We start from the raw sequence: 24220 nt of genomic DNA, 5'->3' as shown, positions 1-24220 counted from the left end.
GGAGCCTACCCCGTCACCGCGCCGGTCGAGCGCCTCGACGCGACGAGGTGGGCCTGCCGCCGCGGTGGATACCCGCTTAGAGTGGGCGGCATGGCAGTTTCCGAGTCCACCGCACCCGATACCAGCCGCAAGCCGGCGCTGCTCATGGCAGCGGCGCTGTTCGGAATGGGTGTGCTGCATTTCGTGGTCCCCAAGCCGTTCGATTCGATCGTGCCGCCCACGCTGCCGGGCCGGGCGCGCGGCTACACCTACGCCTCGGGGGTGGCCGAGATCGGCGTGGCGACAGCGCTCGCGGTGCCGCGCACCCGGCGCCTGGGCGGTCGGCTGGCCGCCGCGCTGTTCGTCGCGGTGTTCCCGGCGAACATCCAGTTCGCGGTGGATTCGATGAGCAGCTCGAAGGCGAGTTGGCCGATCAAGCTGATCTCGGTGCTGCGGCTGCCGTTGCAGATTCCGATGATCACCACCGCCCTGTCGGTCAGCCGACGGGCGCCGCGGACCTGATCAGCTCGGTCAACTCGCTCGCGCCCGGCAGATCGACCGGCGCGACGGTACGGCCGCTGCGCACATAGTGGAACGCGGCGCCGATCCGGCCGAGCAACTCGTCGGGATCGGCGCCGGTGCGCGCCGCCGTCAGCCGCGCCCAGGCCAGACGGTAGACGGCGAGCTGCACCGCGACCGCTTGTTCGTCGGCGGCATTCGGTTCGGCGCCGGTCTTCCAGTCCACGACGGTCCAGCGGCCGTCCGGTTCGGCGAAGACCGCGTCCATCCGGCCGCGGATCACGGTGCCCGCGATGGTGGTTTCGAACGGCACCTCCACCTCGATGGGGCTACGGTGCGCCCAGCGCGAGGACAGGAAGGCCTCCTGCATGCGGGCGAGTTCGGCGTCGGCGCTATCGGCGGTGTCGGCCGCGCCGGGGAGTTCGTCCAGGCCGAGCAGACCATCGGCGGCGAACCAGCGTTGCACCCAGGCATGGAAGGCGGTGCCGCGCCTGGCCAGCGGATTCGGCGGATACGGCAGCGGACGGCGCAGCCGGGCGGCCAGTCGCGCCGGATCGGCGCGCAGCTCCACCAGCGCCGTCGCGGGCAGGCTGCTCGGCAGTTCCACTTCTTCGGCGACGCCGGTGGCGCTGCGATGTTCGGCCAGCAGGGCTTCCACATCGGCGGCCCAGCCATCGGGGTCGTCGTCGTCCTCGGGTGTCACCGGGTCGGCCGCCAGTTCCGCCATCGCGGCGCGCACCAGCTGCGCACCCTGTTCGATCGGGGCGCGGCGGCGGCCCAGCGGATCGCGTGGCCATGGCGCAGTGGGCGGGTTGTCGGTGAACGGGTTGACGGCGTCGGGTTCGGGCGGATCGTCCCAGCGGGCCAGTTCCGCGGCGCCGTGGGCCGGACTGTCCGGATCTTCGACGGCTTGTTTCAGTTCGAGCAGGAAGTCCGACGGCCCCTTGACCGACGGGCTCGAATCCGACCAGTAGTGACCCGAAACCAGCAGCATGCGTTCGGTTCTGGTGAGCGCGACATAGAACAGCCTGCGGTCCTCGTCGAGGCGGCGGCGGTCGAGTGCGGCCTTGTGTTCCTTGATGGCACGGTCCAGATCGGCCCGGTCGTAGAGGTCGGTCAGGTCGAGGACCGGCACACCGTCGGCGCCGTCGTCGGCGCGGGCGCGGTCACCGCGCAGCGCGGTGGGCAGTTCGGCGAGGGCGCCGAGCCAGCTGCCGGAGGCCTTGCCGGACGGGAACACATCGCGCACCACATGCGGTACGGCGACGATCTCCCATTCCAGCCCCTTCGCCGCGTGCACGGTGAGCACCTGCACGCGATCCTTGGCGACCTCCACCTCACCCGGTTCCAAGCCGTTCTCCACCGATTCGGCGGCGGTGAGGAAGGCGAGCAGACCGCTCAGCGAGGCTCCGCTGTCCCCGGCGTAACCCGCGACCACTTCGGCGAAGGCGTCCAGATGTTCCCGGCCCGCGCCCGCACCGGACATGGCGCGGCGGGCCTGGGTCTCGACGCCGACTCCGATGGTGCGTTCCACATCGGCGACCAGCTCGGTCAACGGCTGCCCGCTGCGTTCGCGCAGAGCGGCCAGTTCGCGTCCCAAGGCGACGATGCGGCGGTAGCCATCGGGCGAATACTGTTCGGCCGGGCCGGGGTCGGCGATGGCGTCGGCGAGCCCCGCCTGCTCCGCCGGTTCCGGGGCGACCTCGCGCAGCGCGACGGCCAGGGCCGCGCCGTCGGTGATATCGCCGGTGGCCGCAGTGCCGCGTCCGATCGACAACTCCCTGGCCCGCCCGGCCAGCGCCGACAGATCCGAGACCCCGATGCGCCAGCGCGCACCGGTCAGGATGCGCACGGCCGCGCTGCCCGCGCCGGGTTCGGCGATCAACCGCAGGGTGGCGACGACGTCGGCGACCTCCGGGGTGGCCAGCAGGCCGCCGAGGCCGACGATCTCCACCGGCAAGCCCTGCTCACGCAGGGCTTCGGCGATCGGCGCGGCGTCGGCGTTGCGGCGCACCAGCACCGCTGACGTCGGCGGCTGCTCGCCCGCGTCGTGGCGGGCCTGCCAGTCGGCCGCGATCCGGGTGGCGAACCACTCGCGTTCGGCGGCCACGGTGTCGGTGAGCGCCAACGCCACCGTGCCCGGTTCGGCGGCGGGCTTGGCGCGCAATGCGTCCACGGTGACCCCACCGCCCTCGATCGCCTTGCGGCGCAAGGGTTCTGCCACCAGATTGGCCAGCGCCAGCGCCTCGGGCGGATTGCGCCAGCTGGTCAGCAGCGACAGCGTCGGCGCGGGAACTCCGGGTGCGGCGGGAAAGTCGGTGGCGAAACGTGGGAGGTTGGCCGCGGAAGCCCCGCGCCAGCCGTAGATGGACTGCATGGGATCGCCCACCGCGGTCACCGCGGGGCGGTCGCCGGTTCCGGTGCCGCCGAACAACGCCGCCAGCAGGATGCGCTGGGCGTGGCCGGTGTCCTGGTATTCGTCGAGCAGGACCAGCCGGAAACGCGCCCGTTCGGCCGCACCCACCTCGGCGTGCTCGGCCGACAGCCGCGCCGCGAGCGACATCTGCGCCCCGAAGTCCAGGGCGCCGCGCCGGCGCAACGCCTCACCCAGCTGCCGCACCAGCGGCAGCAGTGCCACCCGCTCACGCTGCACCTTCAGGATCTTCAGCAGTTCCTGGCTCGGGCCGCCGCGCTGGCGCGGACCCGCGGGCAGGGTGTGCACCAGCTTCTCGAGTTCGGTATGCGCCTCGGCCAGTTCCTCCGGCTCCACCAGATGTTCGGCCAGCTGCCCCGACAGCGCCAGCACCGCCTCGGTGACCGAGACCGGCGTGCGCTCGGTGTCCAGATCGCCGTCCCAGGTGCGCACCACCTGATGGGCCAACTGCCACAACTGTGTCTCGGTGAGCAGCGTCGCCGAGGGTTCCACCGGCAGCAGCAGGCCGTGTTCGGTCAGCAGCCTGCCCGCATAGGAGTGGTAGGTGCTGATCTCGGGTTCCGCACCGGCCAGCGAGGCGCGCATGCCGCCGCTGGGATCGAGTTCGCGCAGCAGCGGCGCCCCAGCGAGCCGGGCCAGCCGGGTGCGGATACGGGTGGTCAGCTGCTGGGCCGCTTTTCGGGTGAAGGTCAGGCCGAGCACTTCATCGGGCAGCACCAGGCGATTGGCGACCATCCAGACCACGCGCGCGGCCATCGTCTCGGTTTTGCCCGCCCCCGCACCCGCCACCACCAGCGTCGGCCCGGGCGGGGCCGCGATCACCGCGGCCTGCTCGTCGGTGGGTGGCGGCAGGCCGAGAGCCTCGGCGAGCTGCCACGGCGTGACCCGCGCACTCATTCGTCGGTCACCTGGCGTCCGGTGTCCTGGACCGGGCAGCTGCCGGCGACGGCGCAGTGCCGGCAGCCGTCATTGCGCATGGCCAGATAGCTGGGCCCCTTGGTGGCGGCCGCGGCGTCGTGGATGGTGCCGCGCCAGGTGTGCAGGGCTTCGCCGTCGAGGGGTTGCTGGGTGCGCTGGGTCGCGCCGTCGCGGGTGTGCGGTTTGGCGACGTAGACGAGGCGGGCGCCGCCGGGTTCGCCGAGCTCGAGGTGCGGGTCGCCCCGATCGGTGGGCTCGCGTTGTTCCGCCGGTTCGCCGGCGAGGCCGCCGGCCTCATCGGCACGGTTCTCGATCTCGCTGCGCCCGTCGACCTCGGCGTTCCCGTTGATATCCGTGGCGGCGGCGTCGAGATCGCTCGGCTCATCGGCGGATTCACCGGAGAGGGCGTCGAGCGCGCCGAACGCGGCGGCGACCTGGTAGGTCGCCAGCTGGGCATGGTCCTCGACGGCCTTGACCGAGACCGGGTTCTTGCCGGTCTTCACATCGACGATGACGAAGCGGCCCTGGGCGTCGCGTTCGAGGCGGTCGACGCGGCCGCGGATACGCACCGGCGGCTCGTCGTCGGAGCGCGGCGGAAGCACACAGTCCACCGGCACCTCGATGCCGACCTGGGTGAGTTCGCCGCGGGTGTTGTCGACCCAGGCCAGGAAGGTTTCCAGCATCGCTTCGGTGCGGCGGCGCTCCTGCCGGGAATGCCAGCCCTGATCGCCGTCCACCGAGTCCCAGACCGCCTGGAGCGCGGCCCGCACCTGGCTGGTCGGCACCTTGCCGGCCAGGGCCTGGACCAGGGTGTGCACCAGGTTGCCCTTGACCGCGTGCGGATTGTCGCCGTCGGTGCCGCCGTGGCGTTCCAGCGCCCAGCGCAACGGGCAGGTACGCAGCAGTTCGACCGTCGACGGTGAGAGCGCGACCGCGGATTCGTCGTCGTCCCACAGGGGGCGCTCGGTACTGAGGTCGGCGGTGCCGTACCAATCGTCGGGCGCGGTACCGCGCACGCCCGCGTCCGCGAGCCGGGCGAGATGGCGGGCGGCCCGGCGACGACGCTGTGGATCGGCCTCGGGATCGCAGACCACCCCGCGCAATTCGGCCACCAGCGAACCCATCACCAACGCGCGGCCCGGATCTTCGACCGGCAGCGCGCCGGGTTCGCCCTCATCGTCGTGGCCGAGCAGTTCGGCCAGGAACCGCGAGGGCACCAGATCACGGTCGCCCGTGACCGATTCCACCGCGGTGACCAGCAGTGATCGGCGGGCGCGGCTGCATGCCACCAGCAGCAGCCTGCGCTCCTCGGCCAGGATCGGGGCCGCCCGGCTCATCCGTTCGCCCTCGGTGAGCACTCCCGCGGCGACGTCGACCAGATCCTCGGTGTGCAGCAAGGTGCCGCGCGGACGCGGATCCGGCCAGATTCCCTCCTGCACCCCGGCGACGGCCACCACCTCCCATTCCCGTCCTGCGGCGGCGTGCGCGCTGAGCAGCTCCACCGCCTCGACGGGACTGGTGCGCACCGACGTATCGTGCGGAATCTCCTGATGCAGCAGGTATTCCACGAAGCCCTCGATGCCCGCGCGGGGCAGCCGGTCGACGTAGGCCGCGGCGGCATCGAACAGGGCGACCGCCGCATCCAGATCCCGATCGGCCTGCGCACCGGCGGCACCACCGCGCTCGGACTGCGCGACCCAGCGCCGCTCCAACCGCGATCCGGTCCACAACGCCCAGAGCACGTCTTCGAGCCCGCCCCCGCGCCGTCGTGCCTTCCGTGCCCGATCCAGTGCGGTCAGCGCCCGCCGCAGCGGAGCGGATTCGACCTCGGTGAGGCCCGCGAGGATCCGCTGGTCGCCGACGCCGAGCAGCAGATCGCGCAGCACCTCGGCGGAGGACTGTTCGGAGGGCGAGGCGCCGCGCGGTGGATCGGGCCGCAGGTCAGCCGGATCGCGTGTGGCGTCCGCATCCGCATCGTCAGTCTCCGTGCTGAGCCCGTAGCGGTCCGCTTCGCGATCGAAGGGATCGAGATCGATGCCGTACCAGTCGGCGTCGGCCGACAGGCGCGAAGCTTGTTCGATCGTCCACTCGGGGGTGATGTCGGCGTCGATCGGGTCCGGCGGCGGCAGCTGGTCATGGTCGTGCGGGACAAGCGCATCGGCGGGAATGTGCAGCTCGGTATCGGCCGGATCCGGGGGCGGCGGCAGGTCGGGTGGTTCCGGAGCGAGCAGGTCGGCAGGGCCCGGAACGAGCGGGTCGGCCGGAAGATGGAGAGCTGCGTCGGCCGGATCCGGGAGCAGATCGTCCAGTTCTGTGTGGGGATCACCAGGGGCCGAAGGGGTTTCGGCGTCGGAGGACCACGGCGCGTCACCGTGACGGGTGGCGGCGCGTTCCAGGCCGAGTGCCGTGCGGCGGATACCGCGGCGCAGCCGGCGCAGGGCGATCTGGTCGGCGGCGCCGAGCGGGCCGGACAGCAGGTCGAGGGCGTCGTCGGGGGTGAACAGCGCTTCGTGGCGATGCGGCGTCCCGGCCGGGTCGGCGCTCGTCGCGGCCTCCGAGGCGAGGATCGCGCGCAGCGACGACAGCATCCAGGCCGCGCCGCGCCGCCGCGCCAAGGGGGTGTCGAGGGCGGGCTGGCGCACCGGCACGCCCGCGGCCAGCAAGGCGCGGCGCAACGGCGGCAGCGACAGCGGGACCGAGCGCACCACGACCGCCATGCCCGACCACGGCACGCCGTCGGTGAGGTGCGCGCGCCGCAGATGGTCGGCGATCAGCGCCGCCTCTTTCGCCGGCGTGGCGAGCACCCGGACCCGGACATCGGCGCCGGCGTCGGGCGCGGTGTCGGCCTGGGCATCCACCCTCGGGCGTTGTGGTGCGCTGCCGGGCAACCGGGACGCGACCCGAGCGACCGCCAGCCGCACCGCGGGCACCGATCGATGGTTCTCGCGCAGCACAATGCGCTGACGGTCCGGCACGTCGAGGTCGACCAGGAAGCGCGCATCCGCACCACGAAAGGCGAACACACCCTGATCGGGATCGCCGGCGACGACGGTCATGGTCGCGCCCGCGCTCAGCACCCGCACCAGCATCGCGGCCTGCGGGTCGAGATGCTGGGCGTCGTCGACCAGCAGATACCGCAACCGATCTCGTTCGGCGGCCAGCAGCTTCTCATCGGTGGCCAACGCGTCCAATGCCGCACCGACGAGTTCGGCCGCGTTCAGGGCGGGCGCGGATGCCTCCGGCGCGGCCACGCCCACCGACCAGCGCAGCAGCATCGCCTGCTCGTACCGCGCGGCGAACCGGCCCGCCGCCACCCATTCCGGCTTATCGCGCTCACGTCCGAGCCGGATCAGATCCTCCGGACCCAGTCCCCGTTCGGTGGCCCGCAGCATCAGATCACGCAGCTGATCGGCGAAACCGGCGAGTCCGAGCGCGGGATGCAGCCGCTGCGGCCATAGGTGGGTCGCGCCGTCGGCGATATCGATCAGATCGCCGCGCAACATCTCCCGCAACACGGCATCCTGCTCCGATCCGGTCAGCAACCGCGGCGGCGGATTGCCGTGCGCGACGGCATGGCGGCGCAGCACGGCGAAGGCATACGAGTGGATCGTGCGCACCAGCGGTTCCCTGGTCGCACCCGGCACCCCGACGAAGTGCGCGGCCCCGGACCCGGCGGCAGCCGACCCCGCATCGACGGGCTCGCGGACACCCGCGGACGCCTGCCCCGCATCGGCGGCCCGCACAGCACCGGAGGAATCGCCACCTTCGTCATTCGGCGCGGACCCCGCGGCCCGCGCCCGGTCGAAGGACTCCGTTACCTGGGCGCTCGACGGTTCCTCCGCGGCGTCCGGCCCGGCGCGGCCGCCGGTTTCCGGACGGTGCGGACCGTCCTGCCCCATCCCGTCGCCGGCATCCAATGCCGCGTCCAGCTCGTCCAGTGCGAACAGCCCCGCGTCATCCCAGGGCGCCTCCGGGTCCGGCGGCGGTTCGAACAGGCTGTCGCCCGGTCCGGGATCGTCCGGCGGGGAGGCGGGCTCCGTTGGTGGGATCTCCGGCGGTGCCGACAGTCGCGCGGTGATCGCATCGCGCACCGCCGCGGCCGCGTTTTTCGAGTGGGTGAGCAACAGCACGGACTCGGGGTCGGCGCCCGCGGCGATGCGGTCGGCGGCCAGGTCGACCAGCAGGGCGGTCTTGCCGGTACCGGGGCCGCCGAGAACCTGCCATACGCCGGTGCCGGGGCGGATGCCGCCCGGGTCGGCGGCGGCGGCGAACAGCGCGCGGACCTCGGCGCTCCAGACCCTGGGTCCGGGCGCCGCCACTTTCCGGCGAACCAGCCGCACGGCGTTATCCGATCGCACCACGGGGGCTATTGCAACAGACGAGGCCGACACTCCCGATGGCGGCGCCGCGCCGCCTGGTGCTGCGACGGAATTGGTCAACGGTCAAAATGTCATCGTGTCCCCACTCCACGTTCACCGTTTCGGCCCGAGCACCGGTCCGGTGGTCCTCGCCCTGCACGGGGTGACCGGCCACGGCAGGCGCTGGGCCGACCTGGCCGAACGGCTGCTGCCCGATGTCCGGATCATCGCCCCCGACCTGCGCGGACACGGTCGTTCCACGTCGCTGCCGCCGTGGAATTTCGAGACGATCGTGCACGACCTGGTCGAGCTGCTGGCTGATGAGACCGATGAGCCCGTGGTGCTGGTCGCGCATTCCTTCGGCGGCGCCTGCGCCCTGCATCTGGTGCACAACCATCCGCAACTGGCCCGCAACCTGGTGCTGCTCGATCCGGCCATCGCGCTGGACCCGACCCGGCTGCACGAGATCGCCATGTCGACGCTGGCCTCCCAGGACTACGACGACGTCGAGCAGGCCAGGATGGACAAACTGCATACCGGCTGGGGTGATGTCGCGCCCGAGCTGTTGCAGGCCGAACTGGACGAACACCTGATGCCCACCGCGAACGGACGAGTGGGCTGGCGGATGAGCCTGCCAGCCATCAACTCCTATTGGGGCCAGCTCGCTCGCCACTACGTGCTGCCACCGCAGCACCTGCCGACGGTGCTGGTGCAGGCCATGAAGGTGGACCCGCCGTTCGTCACGCCAGAGTTCCGGGAGGCGCTCACCACCCATATGGGCCCGAACCTGACCGTGCACGAATGGGATTGCGACCACATGGTGGCCCAGGCACTGCCCGAGCGGACCGCCGAACTGATCCGTTCCGTGCTCTGATGCCGACCAGCGATGCCGAGATCGAACGCGTCCGCGAGTTGGTCGCGTCGATCCCGCGCGGGCGGGTGGCCACCTACGGCGATATCGCCGCGGCGGCGGGTCTGTCGACGCCACGCACCGTCGGCTGGATCATGCGCACCGATTCCGCCGATCTGCCCTGGCATCGGGTGCTCGGCGCCGCCGGCCGCCCCGCAGCGCACCTGGCCGACAAACAACTGCGGCTGCTCACCGCCGAGGGTGTCCCGGTGCGCGACGGCCGGGTGGATCTGCGCGTCGCCCGCTTCACCTTCCCCGACGAGCCGACTCCGGGGTCCTGACGACCCTGAGCAGCACGCCGGGTAACACGCAATCCACCCCTCCCGGGCGAATGTGCGGTTACCGTGGACACATGACCACCCGTCTCGCGTGTGTGGTATTCGATGCGGACCAGCCACGTATGGTGGCGGATTTCTGGGCGCGACTGCTCGGCTGGACGGTGACGCTGGACCGCCCGGGTGAAGTCGACGTCGCGGGGCCGGACGCCGCCGGCTCCGACCTCGCGCTGACCTTTGTTCCCGCCTCCCGCGCCAAGACCGGTAAGAACCGGATCCATCTCGATGTGGCCAGCCGATCCACCGACCACCAGCGCATGCAGGTCGATCGTGCGATGGCCCTGGGTGCCCGCGCGATCGACATCGGGCAGGGTGCCGTGCCGTGGACCGTGCTCGCCGACCCGGAGGGCAACGAGTTCTGCGTCCTGGAGCCGCGCGAGGAGTATGTGGACACCGGCGCGGTGGCGGCGATCGTGGTCGACACCTTCGATCCGCAGCGGCTCGCGCAATTCTGGTCGGTCGCCTCCGGGTGGCCGATCTCGCGGGCCGGATCGCCGGTGACCGGCCTGCGCTCGCCGACCGGTCTCGGGAGCTGGCTGGAATTCGTCGAGACCTCCGAGGCCAAGCAGGGCCGTAACCGGTTGCGCCTGGACGTCGCGGCGTTTCCCGCCGACGACCCGACCGCCGAGATCGCCCGGCTCAGGGCCGCCGGAGCGCGCACGATCGAACCCTCCGGCGCCGAACCGGGGCTGCCGCTGGCCGACCCCGACACCAATGAGTTCTACCTGCTCGCACCCGACTACGACGGTTCGGCGCTCTGAACCCGCCTCCGGTGCGCACAGACCGTCGCGGCGCGCGCGGCATGGCCGCCCGGGCTCGTCGAACTAGCATGGACCCATGTCGAACCACAGCGAGGGCCGCGGCCGGTGACGGCCGCTGACGCGATCGTGCTCGCCGGGGGCCGGGCGAGCCGGATGGGTGGTGTCGACAAACCGGCGATCGTGATCGGGGGCCGGTCGATGCTGCATGTCGCGCTCGACGCGGTCGCGGGCTGCGGGCAGACCGTCGTCGTCGGGCCCCGCAGGCCCGAATTGGATCCGAACGTCTGGCAGGTGCGTGAGGTGCCGCCGGGCGCGGGACCGGTCGCCGCGATCGGCGCCGGTGTGCGCGCACTCGGCGCCGGAGCCGCCCCGCGCATCGTGGTGCTCGCAGCGGATCTGCCGTTCCTGACCGAGTGGGCGGTGGCCGATCTGCTGCGGCGCAGCGATCAATCGGGCGCCGACGCCGTGTTCGCGGCCGACGAATCCGGCCGCCCGCAGTACCTGATCGGCGTGTGGCGCCGCGACGCGCTGGCCGCCCGGCTCAGCCGCCTGGATTCACTGGTCAACCAACCGATGAAGGCCCTCGTCCCGGACGACACGGTGATGGTGCGGTTGAACGGCATCACCGACTGCGACACCGACGAGGAGGTGCGCGCGGCACGGGCCGTCATCGACGGTGGGCGTGCCCCCGGTCATCAGCCGCCGCCGTCGACGCTGGAGGATGCACGACAAACGTTGCGCGACAACCTCTCCCGGCTGACCTCCTACCACACCGAACTGTTCGAAGTCGCCGGCGCGGCGCTGGCCGCGCCGATCCGGGCGGCGGGGCCGCTGCCGCGTTTCGACGTCTCGGCCATGGATGGTTACGCCGTCGCCGGTGACGGTCCGTGGCGTCTACGCGCCGACATCGGTTTCGCCGGTGGCCAGCGCCCGGTCGGTCTGCTCCCCGGTGAGGCGGTGCGCGTCGCGACCGGCGCGCACGTCCCCGACGGCACCACCGCTGTGCTGCGTGACGAGTTCGCCGAGGTCGGCGACGACCACTACCTGCGCCGGCTGCCCGATACCCCGGTGCGCGGCGATATCCGCCATCGTGGCGAGGATCTGGAGCGCGGTGATCTCATCGCCGAGGAGGGCACTCCGGTCACGCCCGCGCTGATCTCCACCGCCGCCGCCGTCGAGATCCCCGAGGCCGCGGTGCGCGGGCCGGTCCGGGCCCGAATCGTCATGACCGGCGATGAGATTCGCGCATCCGGCCCGTTGCACGGCGGGCAGACCCGCGATTCCATCGGACCGATCCTGCCGCATCTGCTGGCCCGGCACGGTATTCGCACCGTCGACCGGGTCCACCTGCGCGACACACCGCACGGCTTCGACGAGGTGCTCACCGGCACCGAGGGTTTCGATCTGCTGGTCGTGGTGGGGGCGACCGGTTCCGGCGCCGCCGATCAACTCCGGTCCGCGCTGCGTCGCGCCGACGCCCGCATCCTGGTGCATCGGTTGCGGCTGCGTCCTGGCGGCTCGACCGTCGTCGCGGAGCTGAACTCGGGCGCGACGGTGCTCGGTCTGCCCGGCAACCCGTTCGCCGCCGTCGCGGTGCTCACCGCCCTGGCGGGCGCGGTGGTCGAGGGCCGCACCGGCGCCCATCCGGCGCGAGCACTGCTGGGACCGCTGCACAATGCGAGCGAGATCGCGGGCCCGGTCGCGCGGATCGTCCCCGCGGTGGCCGACCCGGGCGGCGGCTGGCGCGGCGAACCCGCGGTCCGCACCGCCCACCTCGGCGGGCTACTCGGCCACGACGGGCTCGTCATCGTGCCCGCCGATGCCCGTGACGGTGCGCTGGTCGAGTTCCTGCCGCTGCCGGGCTGAGGTACGCCGCCGCATCCGGTTCGCGAATCCGCGGAATTATCCGAATCCGGCAATTCATGCGCGAATAGGAGTGGTGCCCGCCACTTTCGCTGTGTTAACAAATGTAAAGCGACCGAGAAGCGGCGGTTTCCAAAGCTTCACCGATAGGCCGAAAACCGGCGGTCGGCACGCTGTCCGACAGCGACGGATGCCACGTTTTCCCAGGTCGCCCCCGCAATCGAGGTGCCGAACGCACCCCGCGGAATGACAACCGGATTGCGCTCACCTCACAGCTCACCGGCTTGCACTGAGCGCTGTGAGAGATTCGTTTGGACGCCGGTCGCCGCCTCCTTACAGTCGGGACATCAGCCCGATTTCACCGCTCGAAGGGGGCGTCGTGGTTAATTCACGCACTCAGGGTTCCGCGCCCTCCGATCCGGCTCACCGGCCCGACGCCGGCGACGCTCTCCTGCGGCTGGGCAAATACTTCCACCGCGGCGAAATCTCGGCCGACCACCGCACCGTGCACAAGACCGGCGGCCGCAGCGCCGACGAGTTCTACCGCGACCGCTGGTCCCACGACAAGGTGGTGCGCTCCACCCACGGCGTCAACTGCACCGGCTCGTGTTCCTGGAAGATCTACGTCAAGGACGGCGTGATCACCTGGGAGTCGCAGCAGACCGACTACCCCTCGGTGGGCTCGGACAAGCCCGAGTACGAGCCGCGCGGCTGCCCGCGTGGCGCGTCGTTCTCCTGGTACACCTACTCCCCCGCCCGGGTGCGCTACCCGTACGTGCGCGGCACCCTGCTCGAGCTGTACCGCGAGGCCAAATCGCGGCTCAAGGACCCGGTGCTGGCGTGGGGGGAGATCGTCGAAGACCCCGCAAAGGCCAAGGCGTACAAGGCCGCTCGCGGCAAAGGTGGGTTCGTCCGCGCGGAGTGGTGGGAAGCCGCCGAGATCGCCGCCGCCGCGCACGTCTACACGATCAAGCAGTACGGGCCCGACCGGGTCGCAGGCTTCTCGCCGATTCCGGCCATGTCGATGGTCAGCCATGCGGTGGGTGCGCGGTTCATCTCGCTGCTCGGCGGTTCGATGCTGTCGTTCTACGACTGGTACGCCGACCTGCCGGTGGCCTCACCGCAGGTCTTCGGCGACCAGACCGACGTGCCGGAATCGGCCGACTGGTTCGACGCCGGTTACCTCATCATGTGGGGCTCCAACGTCCCGGTGACCCGGACCCCGGACGCGCACTACATGACCGAGGCCCGCTATCGCGGCCAGAAGGTCGTGGTGGTCTCCCCCGACTACGCCGATAACACCAAGTTCGCCGACGAATGGGTGCCCGCCCGTCCCGGCACCGATGCCGCGCTGGCCATGGCCATGGGTCATGTGGTGCTCAAGGAATTCTTCGTCGAGAAGTCCACCCCGCGCTTCCTCGATTACATCAAGCGCTACACCGATCTGCCCTACCTGATCACCCTGGACGAACGCGACGGCGTCTTCGTGCCGGGCAAGTTCCTCACCTCCGCCGATCTCGGCAGCGACGCCGAAGCCGCCGAGTTCCGTACCGTGCTGCTGGATGCCGACGGTAATCCGGTGGTGCCCAACGGTTCTCTCGGCGACCGCTTCGGCGAGGACGGCACCGGACGCTGGAATCTGGACCTCGGGGACGTCGATCCCCTGCTGACCCTGCACGGCCGCACCGACGACGCTGCGGCCGTGCAGTTCCCGCGCTTCGACACCGACACCCCTGGTGTGCTGACCCGTGGCGTGCCGACGATGTTCCTGGCGGGCAAGCGCGTCACCACCGTCTTCGACCTGCTGCTCGCGCAGTACGGCGTGGCCCGCAGCGGCCTGCCCGGCAGCTGGCCCACCGGTTTCGACGACCCCTCCGAGCCCTACACCCCGGCCTGGCAGGAGGCGATCACCGGTGTGCCCGCCAAGCAGGCGGCCCGCATCGCCCGCGAATTCGCCGATAACGCCGATCGTTCCGGCGGTCGCTCGATGATCCTGATGGGTGCGGGCACCAACCATTGGTTCCACTCCGATCAGATCTATCGGGCGTTCTTCACCCTGACGCTGCTCACCGGCTGCCAGGGCGTCAACGGCGGTGGCTGGGCGCATTACGTCGGCCAGGAGAAATGCCGCCCGGTGACCGGCTGGTCCACACTGGCTTTCGCGACCGACTGGCAACGTCCACCGCGGCAGATGCAGGGCACCGTGTTCTGGTATCTGACCAACGATCAGTGGCGCTACGACCCGTTCACCTCCGACACCTTCGCCTCCCCGCTGGGCGACGGCCGGTTCACCGGCCGCACGGCCGCCGACAATATCGCTCTCGCGAGCCGTCTCGGCTGGATGCCGACCTATCCGACGTTCGACCGCAACCCGCTCGATCTGGCCGACGAGGCCGAGCAGGCGGGCAAATCGCCGGCCGAGCACGTCGTCGACGGGCTGAAATCCGGTGAGCTGAACTTCGCCTGCGAGGATCCGGACGCACCGGAGAACTTCCCCCGCGTGCTCACCGTGTGGCGGGCCAACCTGCTCGGCTCCTCGGGTAAGGGCAACGAGTACTTCCAGAAGCATCTACTGGGCTGCGGCTCCAACCTGCAGACCTCCGATGCCACCGGCGTGCGTCCGCAGGAACTGACCTGGCGCGAGGAAGCGCCGACCGGCAAGCTGGATCTGCTGCTGTCGCTGGATTTCCGGATGACCAGCACCACGCTGTTCTCCGACATCGTGCTGCCCGCCGCCACCTGGTACGAGAAGCACGATCTGTCCTCGACCGATATGCACCCGTTCGTGCATGCCTTCTCCCCCGCCATCTCACCGCCGTGGGAGGCCAAGACCGATTTCGACGCCTTCCACCGCATCGCCCGCGGCTTCTCCTGGATGGCGGAAAAGCATCTCGGCGTGCGCAAGGACATCGTCGCCGTGCCGTTGCAGCATGATTCGCCCGACGCCATGGCCCAGGCCGGTGGCCGTGTACTGGACTGGAAAGCCGGTGAATGCGAACCCGTTCCGGGTAAGACCATGCCGAAGCTGGTGGTCGTCGAACGCGATTACAGCAAGATCGCGGAGAAGATGGCCGCGCTCGGGCCGCTGGTGGAGACCCTCGGCCTGACCACCAAGGGCGTCACGACGCTGCCCGATCAGGAAGTCGAATACCTGGCCGGCATGAACGGCACCGTGGTCTCGGGCGTGGCGCAGGGGCGTCCGTCGCTGGCCAAGGACACCCACGCCGCCGAGGCCATCCTCGCGCTGTCGGGCACCACCAACGGCCGGCTCGCGGTGGAGGGTTTCGAGGCGCTGGAACGGCGCACCGGCACCGAAATGGCCGATCTGGCCGCCGAACACGAGGGCAAGCGGATCACCTTCGCCGACACCCAGGCCCGCCCGGTGCCGGTGATCACCTCACCGGAATGGTCCGGCAGCGAGACCGGTGGCCGCCGCTACTCCCCGTTCACCATCAACACCGAACGGCTCAAGCCCTGGCACACCCTCACCGGACGCCAGCACTTCTACCTCGATCACGATTGGATGATCGAACTCGGCGAACAGCTGCCGATCTTCCGGCCACCGCTGGATATGACGGCGCTGTTCCGCGAGCCGAATGTCGGCGAGGTCGGCGAACGCGGCGTCACGGTGCGCTACCTGACCCCGCATTCGAAGTGGTCGATCCACTCCGCCTACCAGGACAACCTGCACATGCTGACGCTCTCGCGCGGCGGGCAGACGATCTGGATGTCGGACAGGGACGCCGCCAAGATCGGTGTGGCCGACAACGATTGGATCGAGGCGATCAACCGCAACGGTGTGGTCGTCGCCCGCGCCATCGTCAGCCACCGGATGCCGGAGGGCACCGTGTTCATGTACCACGCCCAGGACCGGGCGGTGGACGTGCCGCGCATCGAGGGCCCGGATGACAGCGCGGCCTCCGGTAAACCGTTCAACGGCAAGGGCAAGCGCGGCGGTATCCACAACGCGCTCACCCGGATCATGATCAAGCCCTCCCACCTCATCGGCGGCTACGCCCAGCAGTCGTTCGCCCTGAACTATCACGGGCCGACCGGAAACCAGCGCGACGAAGTCACCACCATTCGTCGACGCAGCCAGAAAGTGGAGTACTGACATGCGCGTCATGGCACAGCTGGCGATGGTCATGAACCTCGACAAATGCATCGGCTGCCACACCTGTTCGGTCACCTGCAAGCAGGCCTGGACCAATCGCGGTGGCACCGAGTACGTCTGGTTCAACAATGTGGAGACCCGGCCCGGTCAGGGCTATCCCCGGCAATATCAGGACCAGGAGAAATGGAAGGGCGGCTGGGCGCTGAACAAGCGCGGCAAGCTGACCCTGAAGTCCGGTTCGCGGATGAAGCGGCTGCTCAACATCTTCGCCAACCCGGACCTGCCCACGGTGGAGGACTACTACGAGCCGTGGAGCTACGACTACGACAACCTGCTGTCCTCCCCGCCCACCGACACCACGCCGGTGGCGCGACCGAAATCGCTGATCACCGGCGAGGACACCAAGGTCACCTGGGGCGCCAACTGGGACGACGACCTGGGTTCGGGTCCTGAGCAGGTCGGTAAGGACCCGCTGCTCGACAAGCTCGAGAACAAGGTGAAACTGGAGTTCGAAGAGACCTTCATGTTCTACCTGCCGCGCATCTGCGAGCACTGCCTGAATCCTTCGTGTGCCGCCTCGTGCCCGTCCGGTGCGATCTACAAGCGCGCCGAGGACGGCATCGTGCTGGTCGACCAGGACAAATGCCGTGGCTGGCGCCAGTGCATCACCGGCTGCCCCTACAAGAAGATCTACTTCAACCACAAGACCGGCAAAGCCGAGAAATGCACCTTCTGCTACCCGCGCGTCGAGGTCGGCATTCCGACGGTGTGCTCGGAGACCTGCGTCGGGCGGCTGCGCTACATCGGCGTGATGCTCTACGACGCCGATGCCGTGCTCGAGGCCGCCTCGGTCACCGACACCAAGGACCTCTACCCGTCGCAGCTCGGGGTGTTCCTCAATCCCCACGACCCGCGGGTGATCGCCGAGGCCGAACGGGCCGGTATCTCGCCGGATTGGATTCAGGCCGCGCAGGATTCGCCGGTCTACAAGCTGATCGTCGATTACCAGATCGCGCTGCCGCTACATCCGGAATACCGCACCATGCCGATGGTCTGGTACGTGCCGCCGCTGTCGCCGGTGGTGGACGTGCTCTCGGAGACCGGGCACGACGCCGAGGACGCGGGCAACCTGTTCGGCGCCATCGACGCGCTGCGGATCCCGGTGGAGTACCTGGCCGAACTGTTCACCGCCGGTGAGATCGGCCCGGTGCGCGCTTCTTTGCAGCGGCTGGCGGCCATGCGCTCGTTCATGCGGTCGGTGAACCTCGGCATGGAGCCCGACCCCTCGATCGCACCCTCGGTGCGGTTGGAGCCGGAAGAGATCGAGGCCATGTACCGGCTGCTGGCCATCGCCAAATACGAGCACCGCTACGTCATCCCCCAGGGCGCGACGTCCAAGGCGCACGAACTGGATTCGCTGGCCACCGGCTGCTCGCTCGACACCGACGGCGGGCCGGGTATGACCGCGTTCGACCAGATGGTGGAGAAGTTCAGCCTCACCGACACCAATCAGGCCGCACCCGCAGAGAAGTCGGGGCGGATCAATCTGCTGAACTGGGATGGGAAGAGCACCTCGGGCTTGCTGCCGAGTGCGAACGGGAGCGCGGGCTCCGGTAACGGCAACGGTTCGGCCGGCAACGGTCACGCAGGGAACGCAGCCGCGGGCAACGGAACGAACGGCCATGCGGTCGACGGCACCGCGGGCGACGAACTCGCCGACACCGCGGGTAGCGCGACGGGCGGGCGGCCATGACCGGCAGGCAGTCCTGTGACTACCCGGTGAACGCCCGTCCGGCCGTAGCGATCCTGTCGGCGCCGGGCCGGGCCATTGTCGTCGCCGGGGCGGGGCGCGGCCCGCTCGACTCACTGTCTGCAGGGGCTCGGGCACATACGGCCGTGCCCGCCCGGACGGCGCGGACTCGCACAATGGGAGGCTCACCATGGCGCTGCTGAAGATCCGGCGGCGACCAGAACCGGTTGTCGCCCTGAGTGATCGAGATAGGCGACTGGTGTGGCGGACCGCCGCGCTCCTGCTCGACTACCCGAGCGCGGACACTTTCAAGGTGCTCGACCAGCTGGCCGAAGCGGTGGCGCAGCTGCCCGACGCCGTGCGGTCCCCGCTCGAGGCCGTGGTGCTGCATCTGCGGACCACTCCCCCGCTGGAACTGGCCGCCCAGTATGTCGAAACCTTCGATATGCGCCGCCGCGCCAGCCTGCACCTGACCTTCTACGCCTACGGCGACACGCGTAAACGCGGGATGGCACTGCTGCGGTTCAAGCACGCCTACCGGCACGCCGGGGTCGAACTCGGTGACGAGGAACTGCCCGACCATCTGCCGGTGCTGCTGGAATTCGCGGCCACCGTCGACCCGATCGGCGGTGAGCGGCTGCTCGGCGAGCACGTGCCGGTGCTGGAGCTGCTGCGACTGTCGTTGTCGGACAGCGGTTCCCCGTATGCGGGGGTGCTGGCGGCCGTCGTCGCCACGCTGCCGCCGCTGACCACCGCCGATCGGCGCAAGATCGCCGAACTCGCCGCCCAGGGCCCGCCGGAAGAAGAGGTCGGGCTCGACCCCTTCGCCATGGATCCCACGATGTTCGAACAAGCCGAAGGCCGACGATGAACGCACCACTGCACCTGCCGACCGAACTGTGGCTGATCCTGCCCTACATCGCCTTCACCTCGTTCGTGCTCGGTCACATCTGGCGCTACCGCAACGACCAATTCGGCTGGACCACGCGGTCGTCGCAGGTGTACGAGAGCCGCCTGCTGCGGCTGGGCAGCCCGCTGTTCCACTTCGGCATGGTCGGCGTGTTCGGCGGGCATGTGCTCGGTGTACTGATTCCCGAATCGTGGACCGAGGCTGTCGGCATCAGCGAGCACACCTACCATCTGATCGCGGTCGGCGCGGGCTCGGTGGCGGGCCTGTCGGTGCTCGCCGGCGTCGGCATCCTGCTCTACCGCCGTTTCACCGTCACCGCGGTCCGCAAGGCCACCACCGGTAACGACAAACTCATGTACGCCCTGCTCACCGCCGCCCTGGTGACCGGCCTGATGAACACCTGGGGCGCGAACCTGCTCTTCGGCACCTACAACTACCGCGAAACCGTCTCCCCCTGGTTCCGCAGCCTGTTCACCCTCAACCCCCAGCCCGAACTGATGGTCGACACCCCCTGGCCGTTCCAGCTGCACGGCCTCGTCGTCCTCACCCTGGTCTTCCTGTGGCCCTACACCCGCCTGGTCCACATGTTCAGCGCGCCGATCGGTTACCTGGTGCGGCCGTATGTGGTGTATCGGAGCAAGGAAATCGCCGCGCCGGACAAGCGCCGGTACTCGCGGGCCTGGGATTCACCGGTCACGCCGGAGCGGTGGCGGTAGAGCCGGCCAACGCAGCCTCTTCCGTTTACGAGGTCGCGCACTGGGCTACCGCTTCTAGATCCGACCGAGTTGGCCCACCGAATCGAATCCTGCGATGACCGGGACACCCTGTACCGATGGCTCGACCGGTCACTGGCGGTCGAGGACGTCGAGCAGCTGTTCCACGGCTGAACATCACAGTGCGCGGGCTGATCCGCCCCCGCGAACACGCCCGTCATTGCGGCCGACGCGCCGGGACCACGTGATACAACACCAGTCATGTACCGGCTTCCGCGATGCCTGGTGGTCCTTCTCGCGCTCGGCGCGCTTCTGTTACCGACCGCAGTGGTGGCGGTGATATTCCCGGCTCCGGCGGCCGCCGCGCCCGGTGAATCGGCGATCCTGTCAGTGCGTCCACTGGGTGGGCGCCAGCTGGAGGTGGTGGTCCATTCGGCGGCCATGAATCGGCCGATCACCTTGTGGATGTCGCATCCGGGTGCGGGCGCCCCGACGTTGTATCTGCTGAACGCGGTGGACGGCGGGGAAGACGGCGGGCCGTGGACGCGGCGCACCGATGTGGCGCAGTTCTTCTCGGACAAGCACGTCAACGTGGTGGTGCCGATGAGTGGGCGGGCCAGTTACTACACCGACTGGCTGGCCGACGATCCGGTGCTCGGCCGCAATCAGTGGGAGACGTTCCTGAGCCGGGAGCTGCCACCGCTGCTGGCCGAGCGCTTCCAGACCTCGGGGCGCAATGCCGTTGCGGGACTGTCGATGTCGGCTACCTCGGCGCTGAACCTCGCGATTCGCTCACCGGGTCTCTACCAGGCTGTCGGCGCGTTCAGCGGTTGCACCCGCACCAGTGATCCGATGGCAGTGGCCACCGTGTTCACTCAGCTCGGCGTGTTCGGCGCCAATGCCGCCAATATGTGGGGCCCGCCCGGACATCCGGCGTGGGCCGAGCACGATCCCATGCTGCATCTGGATCGCTTGCGCGGGCTCGCGGTCTATGTCTCCTCCGGTAACGGCGGCCCGGGCGTGCACGAAACCCTGGCCTCGCCCGATATCAACGGCAACCCGATCAAACTGGCCGATCGCATGCTCGTCGGCGGTGCGATGGAAACCTTCGTCAACGGCTGCACCCGCCCGCTCGTGGACAGCCTCGTCGCGCAGCGCATTCCGGCGACGGTCAACCTGCGCCACGGTACGCACGCGTGGGAGTACTGGCAGGACGATATGCACCAGTCGTGGTCGGTGTTCGCCCCCGCGCTCGGGGTGTAGGAGTTCGTCGCGTCATTCCCAGGCGAAGCGGGGCTGTTCGATGTGATCGACCCTGGTATGCCTGCGATGCAGCGCCACCTCACGGAACTGATACATGATCGCCGCCGTCGGAGCATGCAGGTGACCGCCGAGCAACGGCAATCGGATCAGCGGCCGCTCGGACCCGGGGATGCGGCCGAACTCGGGCGCCACATCCAGTTCGGTGAACGAGATGCGGTGCACGATGGCCACTTCGGCGGGATTCGGCAGCACACCAGGATCGGCACCCACCCACACGACCACCGGCGTCATGATGTAGCCGGATCTGGTCGGGTAGTCGTCGAGCAATCCGAGCACGTCGGATCGTTGCAGTTCGACGCCGAGTTCCTCGTGCAGTTCGCGCAGGGCCGCCGCGATCGCATCCTCACCGGCGTCCAAGCGGCCGCCGGGCAACGCGAACTGGCCGGCATGAGCCCGCAGCGTTGGTGCCCGTTCGGTCAGCCAGATCCCCGGGCCTTCCGACGACGTCACGACGGCGATGGCCACCGCGGCGGGCTTGTGACCATCCGGCTCGACGGCTCGGCGGGCGAAATGGCTCATCGCGTCGGCCAGTGCGGTTCTGGTGTCGCCATCGGGCTGGGCCGCCCACCGTGTCACACTGCCGTCGGACATCAACGCACCTCACCGTCGTTCGAGCCACTCCGGCCGCACCAGTGCGGATGCTGTCGGCATCCTGGTCGGCCGGTATTCATCCGACGATAACGCCGTTCGTGTCGGCGCGAGCACCCGGACGTTCGCTGGATGGGACCCCACCGCGCCCGCTCCCCGCACCGCTCAGATCGTCAGCAGATCGTCCGCATCGAGATGGACCCGCGTCCCGAACCGGGCACTGATATCGGCGAGCCGATCCCGCAACCAGCGCGCCTGAACGCCGCCGGCGCGTCGCAACCGCATCCGTCGCACGGACAACGGCAGCATCCGCACCGTGGGCTCGCCGCCGACGGTGACCAGGTACAGCAGGCGCAGATCCGGGCGGTACGTCTCGTGACCGCCGATGCCCTCGTAGTCATCGATGACGTCTCCGCACCCGTACAGAATCGGTTTGCCGCGGTACACCTCGATCGGCCGCGGATGGTGCGCCGAATGGCCGTGCACGATGTCGACGCCCGCACGGATCAAGCGGTGCGCGAATTCCTGTTCGCTCCTGCTGATTCCGTAGCCCCAGTTCGGCCCCCAGTGCACCGACACGATCAGCACGTCACCGGGTCGCCGATGGGCCGAGAGCTCGCCGGCGATCTCCTCGGCGCTGCGTGCGCCGGGATGATCGATCCACCACAGTCCAGGGCGGTCCGGACCCGCCGCCCACGATGCGGGCACCCCGCTGGATCGGGCCCCCACCGACACGACCAGCGCGCGGCGTCCCTGCGCCAGCGGCAGGATCGCCGGAGCCCGGGCGGCCGCCAGGTCCCGGCCCGCGCCCACCGCCCGGATCCGCGTCCGCGCTAAGGCCTCGAGGGTGTCGAGCAGGCCCTGCCGTCCGAAATCGAGGGCGTGGTTGTTGGCGAGCGCGCAGGCGTCGGGCGCGATCGCGGTGAGGGCCGCGATATTGCCCGGATGCATCCGGTAGTGAATGCCCTTGTCCGGCTCGAAGCTGCCGTCGGCGGTGATCGCGGTTTCCAGATTGAGAATTCGGATGTCGGGTGCGAGCTCGTCGAGGATCTGCGGCACCTCACCCCACGGCCAGTCGGCGGCGACGGGTCGCGGAATGGGGCCGTTGACCCGCTCAGCGGCGGCGACGTACTGCCTGGCGTCGCGCACCCAGGACTCGCGCAGCTCGGGCCGGCCGGGTCGCGGCAGGATCTGGTCGACGCCACGGCCGAGCATGACGTCACCTCCCAGCAGCACCGCGACCGGCATGGCGCCTCCCGCAGCAGATCAGTCCAGGTCGTAGGCGGTGGGGTGCAGCGGCTCGTAGAGGCCGATCTCGCCCGCGCCGGGCACGGTCAACCGGGTGACGCGGCCCCATCCGGCTTCCTCGACCTCGTCGGCCACCTCGACGCCTTTGGCGCGCAGCTCGGCGATCGTGGACGCGAGGTCGTCGCACATCAGATACATCTCGCTGCGACCACCCCCGGCCGGCCCGGTGGGATGCACGGCCAGCTCGGCGGGCGGCGACTTGAAGATCAGCCAGCCGTGCCCGGCATCCACATGCGCCAAGCCGAGCACGTCACGGAAGAACGCGCGCGCGGCCTCGGCGTCGCTCGCGTAGAGGATGGAATGCGCACCGGTGATCATGTCGAAACGCTATCAGCGCGGGTGTGCGGTCGTGGTCGTTTGCGCACCTCGCCGACCTGCAGCGGAGCCGAACGAAAAAATTCTTCGAGAATCGACCGAGATGTGTCGAGGAGGTCGAGTCGGCTCCGACTACGGGATGACAGCACGTCACACCCGAGCAGAGGAGAACATCATGTCCAGCGTCAACACCTTCCTGTGGTTCGACAACGCGGCCGAGCAGGCGGGCGAGTTCTACGCGTCGGTCGTGCCGAATTCGCGGGTCGTGGAGGTCACCCGCACCGACGGCGGGGCGGCCTTCACCGTCACCCTCGATCTCGGCGGGCACGCGGTCACCTTGATGAACGGCGGACCGGGACACCCGCACAGCGACGCGGCGTCATTGCAGATCGTCGTCGACACCCAGGACGAGGTCGACCGGCTGTGGGATGCCCTCACCGAGGGCGGCGAGCCGGGCCCGTGTGGCTGGCTCACCGACCGCTACGGGCTGTCGTGGCAGGTGGTGCCATCGGTGCTGCCCAAGCTCATGGGCGGCGACGATCCGGCCAAGACCATCGCCGTTGGGACGGCCCTGCGCACCATGTCCAAGATCGACGCGCGGGCCTTGCAGGACGCCTACGACCGGGCCTGATTCCGGCGTTCCGGCGAATCCCGGCCCCGAATCCGATCGGGTCCGGGATGTGTCGGTGCCCGGGTCCACACTGTGTCCCATGGCATACGACGAGGAATTGGCCGAGCGCATCCGCGACCTCATCGAGCCGGGCCCCACGGTCGCCGAACGCAAGATGTTCGGTGGTCTGTCCTTCCTGGTCGGCGGCAATATGGCGCTGGCCGTCAGCGGGAAGGGCGGCCTGCTGGTCCGGGTCGGGTCCGAACTCGGCGAGCAGCTCATCGACGATGACGCCGTCCAGCAGGCGGTGATGGGTTCCCGGGAGATGACGGGCTGGGTGCGGGTGGCGGCGACACACGTCGAGGACGAGGCCCGTCTACGCGAATGGGTGGACCGGGGCGTCGAATTCGCCCGTTCGCTACCTCCCAAGGATTGATCAGGCGGTTTCGACGCGGGCGCGCAGATTCTCGGCGAACGCCCGGGCCGCCTGACCGGGCCCCGCCCCCTCGGAG

The 24220-nt window shown here is 69.8% G+C and carries 17 protein-coding genes; 12 read left to right on the top strand and 5 right to left on the bottom strand.

Annotation, left to right across the window (positions count from 1 at the left end; translation table 11 throughout):
* The first annotated feature begins 90 nt into the window (after positions 1-90).
* Positions 91-501: a DoxX family protein gene (locus tag AC5W7N_RS17770; RefSeq protein WP_194992639.1), complete on the top strand. Its 411-nt coding sequence runs from the start codon at positions 91-93 to the stop codon at positions 499-501.
* Here the strand turns inward: AC5W7N_RS17770 and AC5W7N_RS17765 are convergent.
* Together AC5W7N_RS17765 and AC5W7N_RS17760 are read right to left on the bottom strand one after the other, a co-directional pair.
* Complete coding sequence (locus AC5W7N_RS17765; protein WP_195006749.1) at positions 476-3829, bottom strand: ATP-dependent helicase; 3354 nt, start codon at positions 3827-3829, stop codon at positions 476-478. The two genes, AC5W7N_RS17770 and AC5W7N_RS17765, sit on opposite strands and share 26 nt — an antisense overlap.
* Positions 3826-8208 carry a PD-(D/E)XK nuclease family protein gene (locus AC5W7N_RS17760; protein WP_490724846.1) on the bottom strand — a complete coding sequence of 1461 codons (4383 nt, stop codon included), beginning with the start codon at positions 8206-8208 and terminating at the stop codon, positions 3826-3828. Before AC5W7N_RS17760 ends, AC5W7N_RS17765 begins: the two co-directional genes overlap by 4 nt.
* Before the next feature lie 97 nt (positions 8209-8305).
* Between AC5W7N_RS17760 and AC5W7N_RS17755 the strand changes: the two genes are divergently transcribed.
* The 9 genes from AC5W7N_RS17755 to AC5W7N_RS17715 all read left to right on the top strand — a co-directional run bounded on the left by AC5W7N_RS17755 (position 8306) and on the right by AC5W7N_RS17715 (position 20827).
* Positions 8306-9082, top strand: a complete 777-nt coding sequence (locus tag AC5W7N_RS17755; protein WP_280499158.1) for an alpha/beta hydrolase — start codon at positions 8306-8308, stop codon at positions 9080-9082.
* A complete protein-coding gene (locus tag AC5W7N_RS17750) occupies positions 9082-9399 on the top strand; it encodes an MGMT family protein (RefSeq protein ID WP_495921902.1) in 318 nt (105 codons plus the stop codon). Before AC5W7N_RS17755 ends, AC5W7N_RS17750 begins: the two co-directional genes overlap by 1 nt.
* Positions 9400-9470: 71 nt before the next feature.
* Entirely contained in the window at positions 9471-10214 is a 744-nt protein-coding gene (locus AC5W7N_RS17745; RefSeq protein ID WP_163809553.1) for a VOC family protein, read from the top strand.
* A 105-nt stretch (positions 10215-10319) separates the two neighbouring features.
* Entirely contained in the window at positions 10320-12080 is a 1761-nt protein-coding gene (locus tag AC5W7N_RS17740) for an NTP transferase domain-containing protein (RefSeq protein ID WP_490724731.1), read from the top strand.
* Between the two features lie 376 nt (positions 12081-12456).
* On the top strand, positions 12457-16191 hold the full coding sequence (locus tag AC5W7N_RS17735) for a nitrate reductase subunit alpha (RefSeq protein ID WP_195019878.1): 3735 nt from the start codon (positions 12457-12459) through the stop codon (positions 16189-16191).
* 10 nt (positions 16192-16201) lie between these two features.
* Entirely contained in the window at positions 16202-17944 is a 1743-nt protein-coding gene (narH, locus tag AC5W7N_RS17730) for a nitrate reductase subunit beta (RefSeq protein WP_228815608.1), read from the top strand.
* 187 nt (positions 17945-18131) lie between these two features.
* Complete coding sequence (gene narJ, locus AC5W7N_RS17725) at positions 18132-18812, top strand: nitrate reductase molybdenum cofactor assembly chaperone (RefSeq protein WP_194990662.1); 681 nt, start codon at positions 18132-18134, stop codon at positions 18810-18812.
* Positions 18809-19567, top strand: a complete 759-nt coding sequence (narI, locus tag AC5W7N_RS17720) for a respiratory nitrate reductase subunit gamma (protein WP_163809548.1) — start codon at positions 18809-18811, stop codon at positions 19565-19567. The genes narJ and narI overlap by 4 nt, the downstream gene beginning before the upstream one ends.
* Positions 19568-19825: 258 nt before the next feature.
* The gene (locus tag AC5W7N_RS17715; RefSeq protein ID WP_490724732.1) at positions 19826-20827 is read left to right on the top strand and encodes an alpha/beta hydrolase; all 1002 of its coding nucleotides are present in this window, start codon (positions 19826-19828) and stop codon (positions 20825-20827) included.
* A 12-nt stretch (positions 20828-20839) separates the two neighbouring features.
* On the opposite strand, the gene AC5W7N_RS17710 is transcribed toward AC5W7N_RS17715, so the two are convergent.
* The 3 genes from AC5W7N_RS17710 to AC5W7N_RS17700 form a co-directional block, all read right to left on the bottom strand.
* Positions 20840-21478, bottom strand: a complete 639-nt coding sequence (locus AC5W7N_RS17710) for an NUDIX hydrolase (RefSeq protein WP_490724733.1) — start codon at positions 21476-21478, stop codon at positions 20840-20842.
* A gap of 162 nt (positions 21479-21640) precedes the next feature.
* A complete protein-coding gene (locus tag AC5W7N_RS17705; protein WP_490724734.1) occupies positions 21641-22723 on the bottom strand; it encodes a CapA family protein in 1083 nt (360 codons plus the stop codon).
* 18 nt (positions 22724-22741) lie between these two features.
* Positions 22742-23101, bottom strand: coding sequence for a VOC family protein (locus tag AC5W7N_RS17700; RefSeq protein WP_163809543.1), 360 nt, complete (start codon positions 23099-23101; stop codon positions 22742-22744).
* A gap of 172 nt (positions 23102-23273) precedes the next feature.
* On the opposite strand from AC5W7N_RS17700, the gene AC5W7N_RS17695 reads away from it, so the two are divergent.
* Together AC5W7N_RS17695 and AC5W7N_RS17690 are read left to right on the top strand one after the other, a co-directional pair.
* Positions 23274-23729: a VOC family protein gene (locus tag AC5W7N_RS17695; RefSeq protein WP_163809541.1), complete on the top strand. Its 456-nt coding sequence runs from the start codon at positions 23274-23276 to the stop codon at positions 23727-23729.
* A 79-nt stretch (positions 23730-23808) separates the two neighbouring features.
* A complete protein-coding gene (locus AC5W7N_RS17690) occupies positions 23809-24144 on the top strand; it encodes a TfoX/Sxy family protein (protein WP_163809539.1) in 336 nt (111 codons plus the stop codon).
* Positions 24145-24220 lie beyond the last annotated feature (76 nt).

Source organism: Nocardia sp. CDC519 (assembly GCF_059509835.1).
Note: the sequence above shows the minus strand (reverse complement) of the source record. Positions and strands in the feature narration are given on the sequence as shown.

Coding starts and splice junctions, on each gene's coding strand:
- AC5W7N_RS17770 (WP_194992639.1), top strand. CDS start 91: ATGGCAGTTTCCGAGTCCACCGCACCCGATACCAGCCGCAAGCCGGCG.
- AC5W7N_RS17765 (WP_195006749.1), bottom strand. CDS start 3,829: ATGAGTGCGCGGGTCACGCCGTGGCAGCTCGCCGAGGCTCTCGGCCTG.
- AC5W7N_RS17750 (WP_495921902.1), top strand. CDS start 9,082: ATGCCGACCAGCGATGCCGAGATCGAACGCGTCCGCGAGTTGGTCGCG.
- AC5W7N_RS17745 (WP_163809553.1), top strand. CDS start 9,471: ATGACCACCCGTCTCGCGTGTGTGGTATTCGATGCGGACCAGCCACGT.
- narH (WP_228815608.1), top strand. CDS start 16,202: ATGGCACAGCTGGCGATGGTCATGAACCTCGACAAATGCATCGGCTGC.
- narJ (WP_194990662.1), top strand. CDS start 18,132: ATGGCGCTGCTGAAGATCCGGCGGCGACCAGAACCGGTTGTCGCCCTG.
- narI (WP_163809548.1), top strand. CDS start 18,809: ATGAACGCACCACTGCACCTGCCGACCGAACTGTGGCTGATCCTGCCC.
- AC5W7N_RS17715 (WP_490724732.1), top strand. CDS start 19,826: ATGTACCGGCTTCCGCGATGCCTGGTGGTCCTTCTCGCGCTCGGCGCG.
- AC5W7N_RS17710 (WP_490724733.1), bottom strand. CDS start 21,478: ATGTCCGACGGCAGTGTGACACGGTGGGCGGCCCAGCCCGATGGCGAC.
- AC5W7N_RS17705 (WP_490724734.1), bottom strand. CDS start 22,723: ATGCCGGTCGCGGTGCTGCTGGGAGGTGACGTCATGCTCGGCCGTGGC.
- AC5W7N_RS17700 (WP_163809543.1), bottom strand. CDS start 23,101: ATGATCACCGGTGCGCATTCCATCCTCTACGCGAGCGACGCCGAGGCC.
- AC5W7N_RS17695 (WP_163809541.1), top strand. CDS start 23,274: ATGTCCAGCGTCAACACCTTCCTGTGGTTCGACAACGCGGCCGAGCAG.
- AC5W7N_RS17690 (WP_163809539.1), top strand. CDS start 23,809: ATGGCATACGACGAGGAATTGGCCGAGCGCATCCGCGACCTCATCGAG.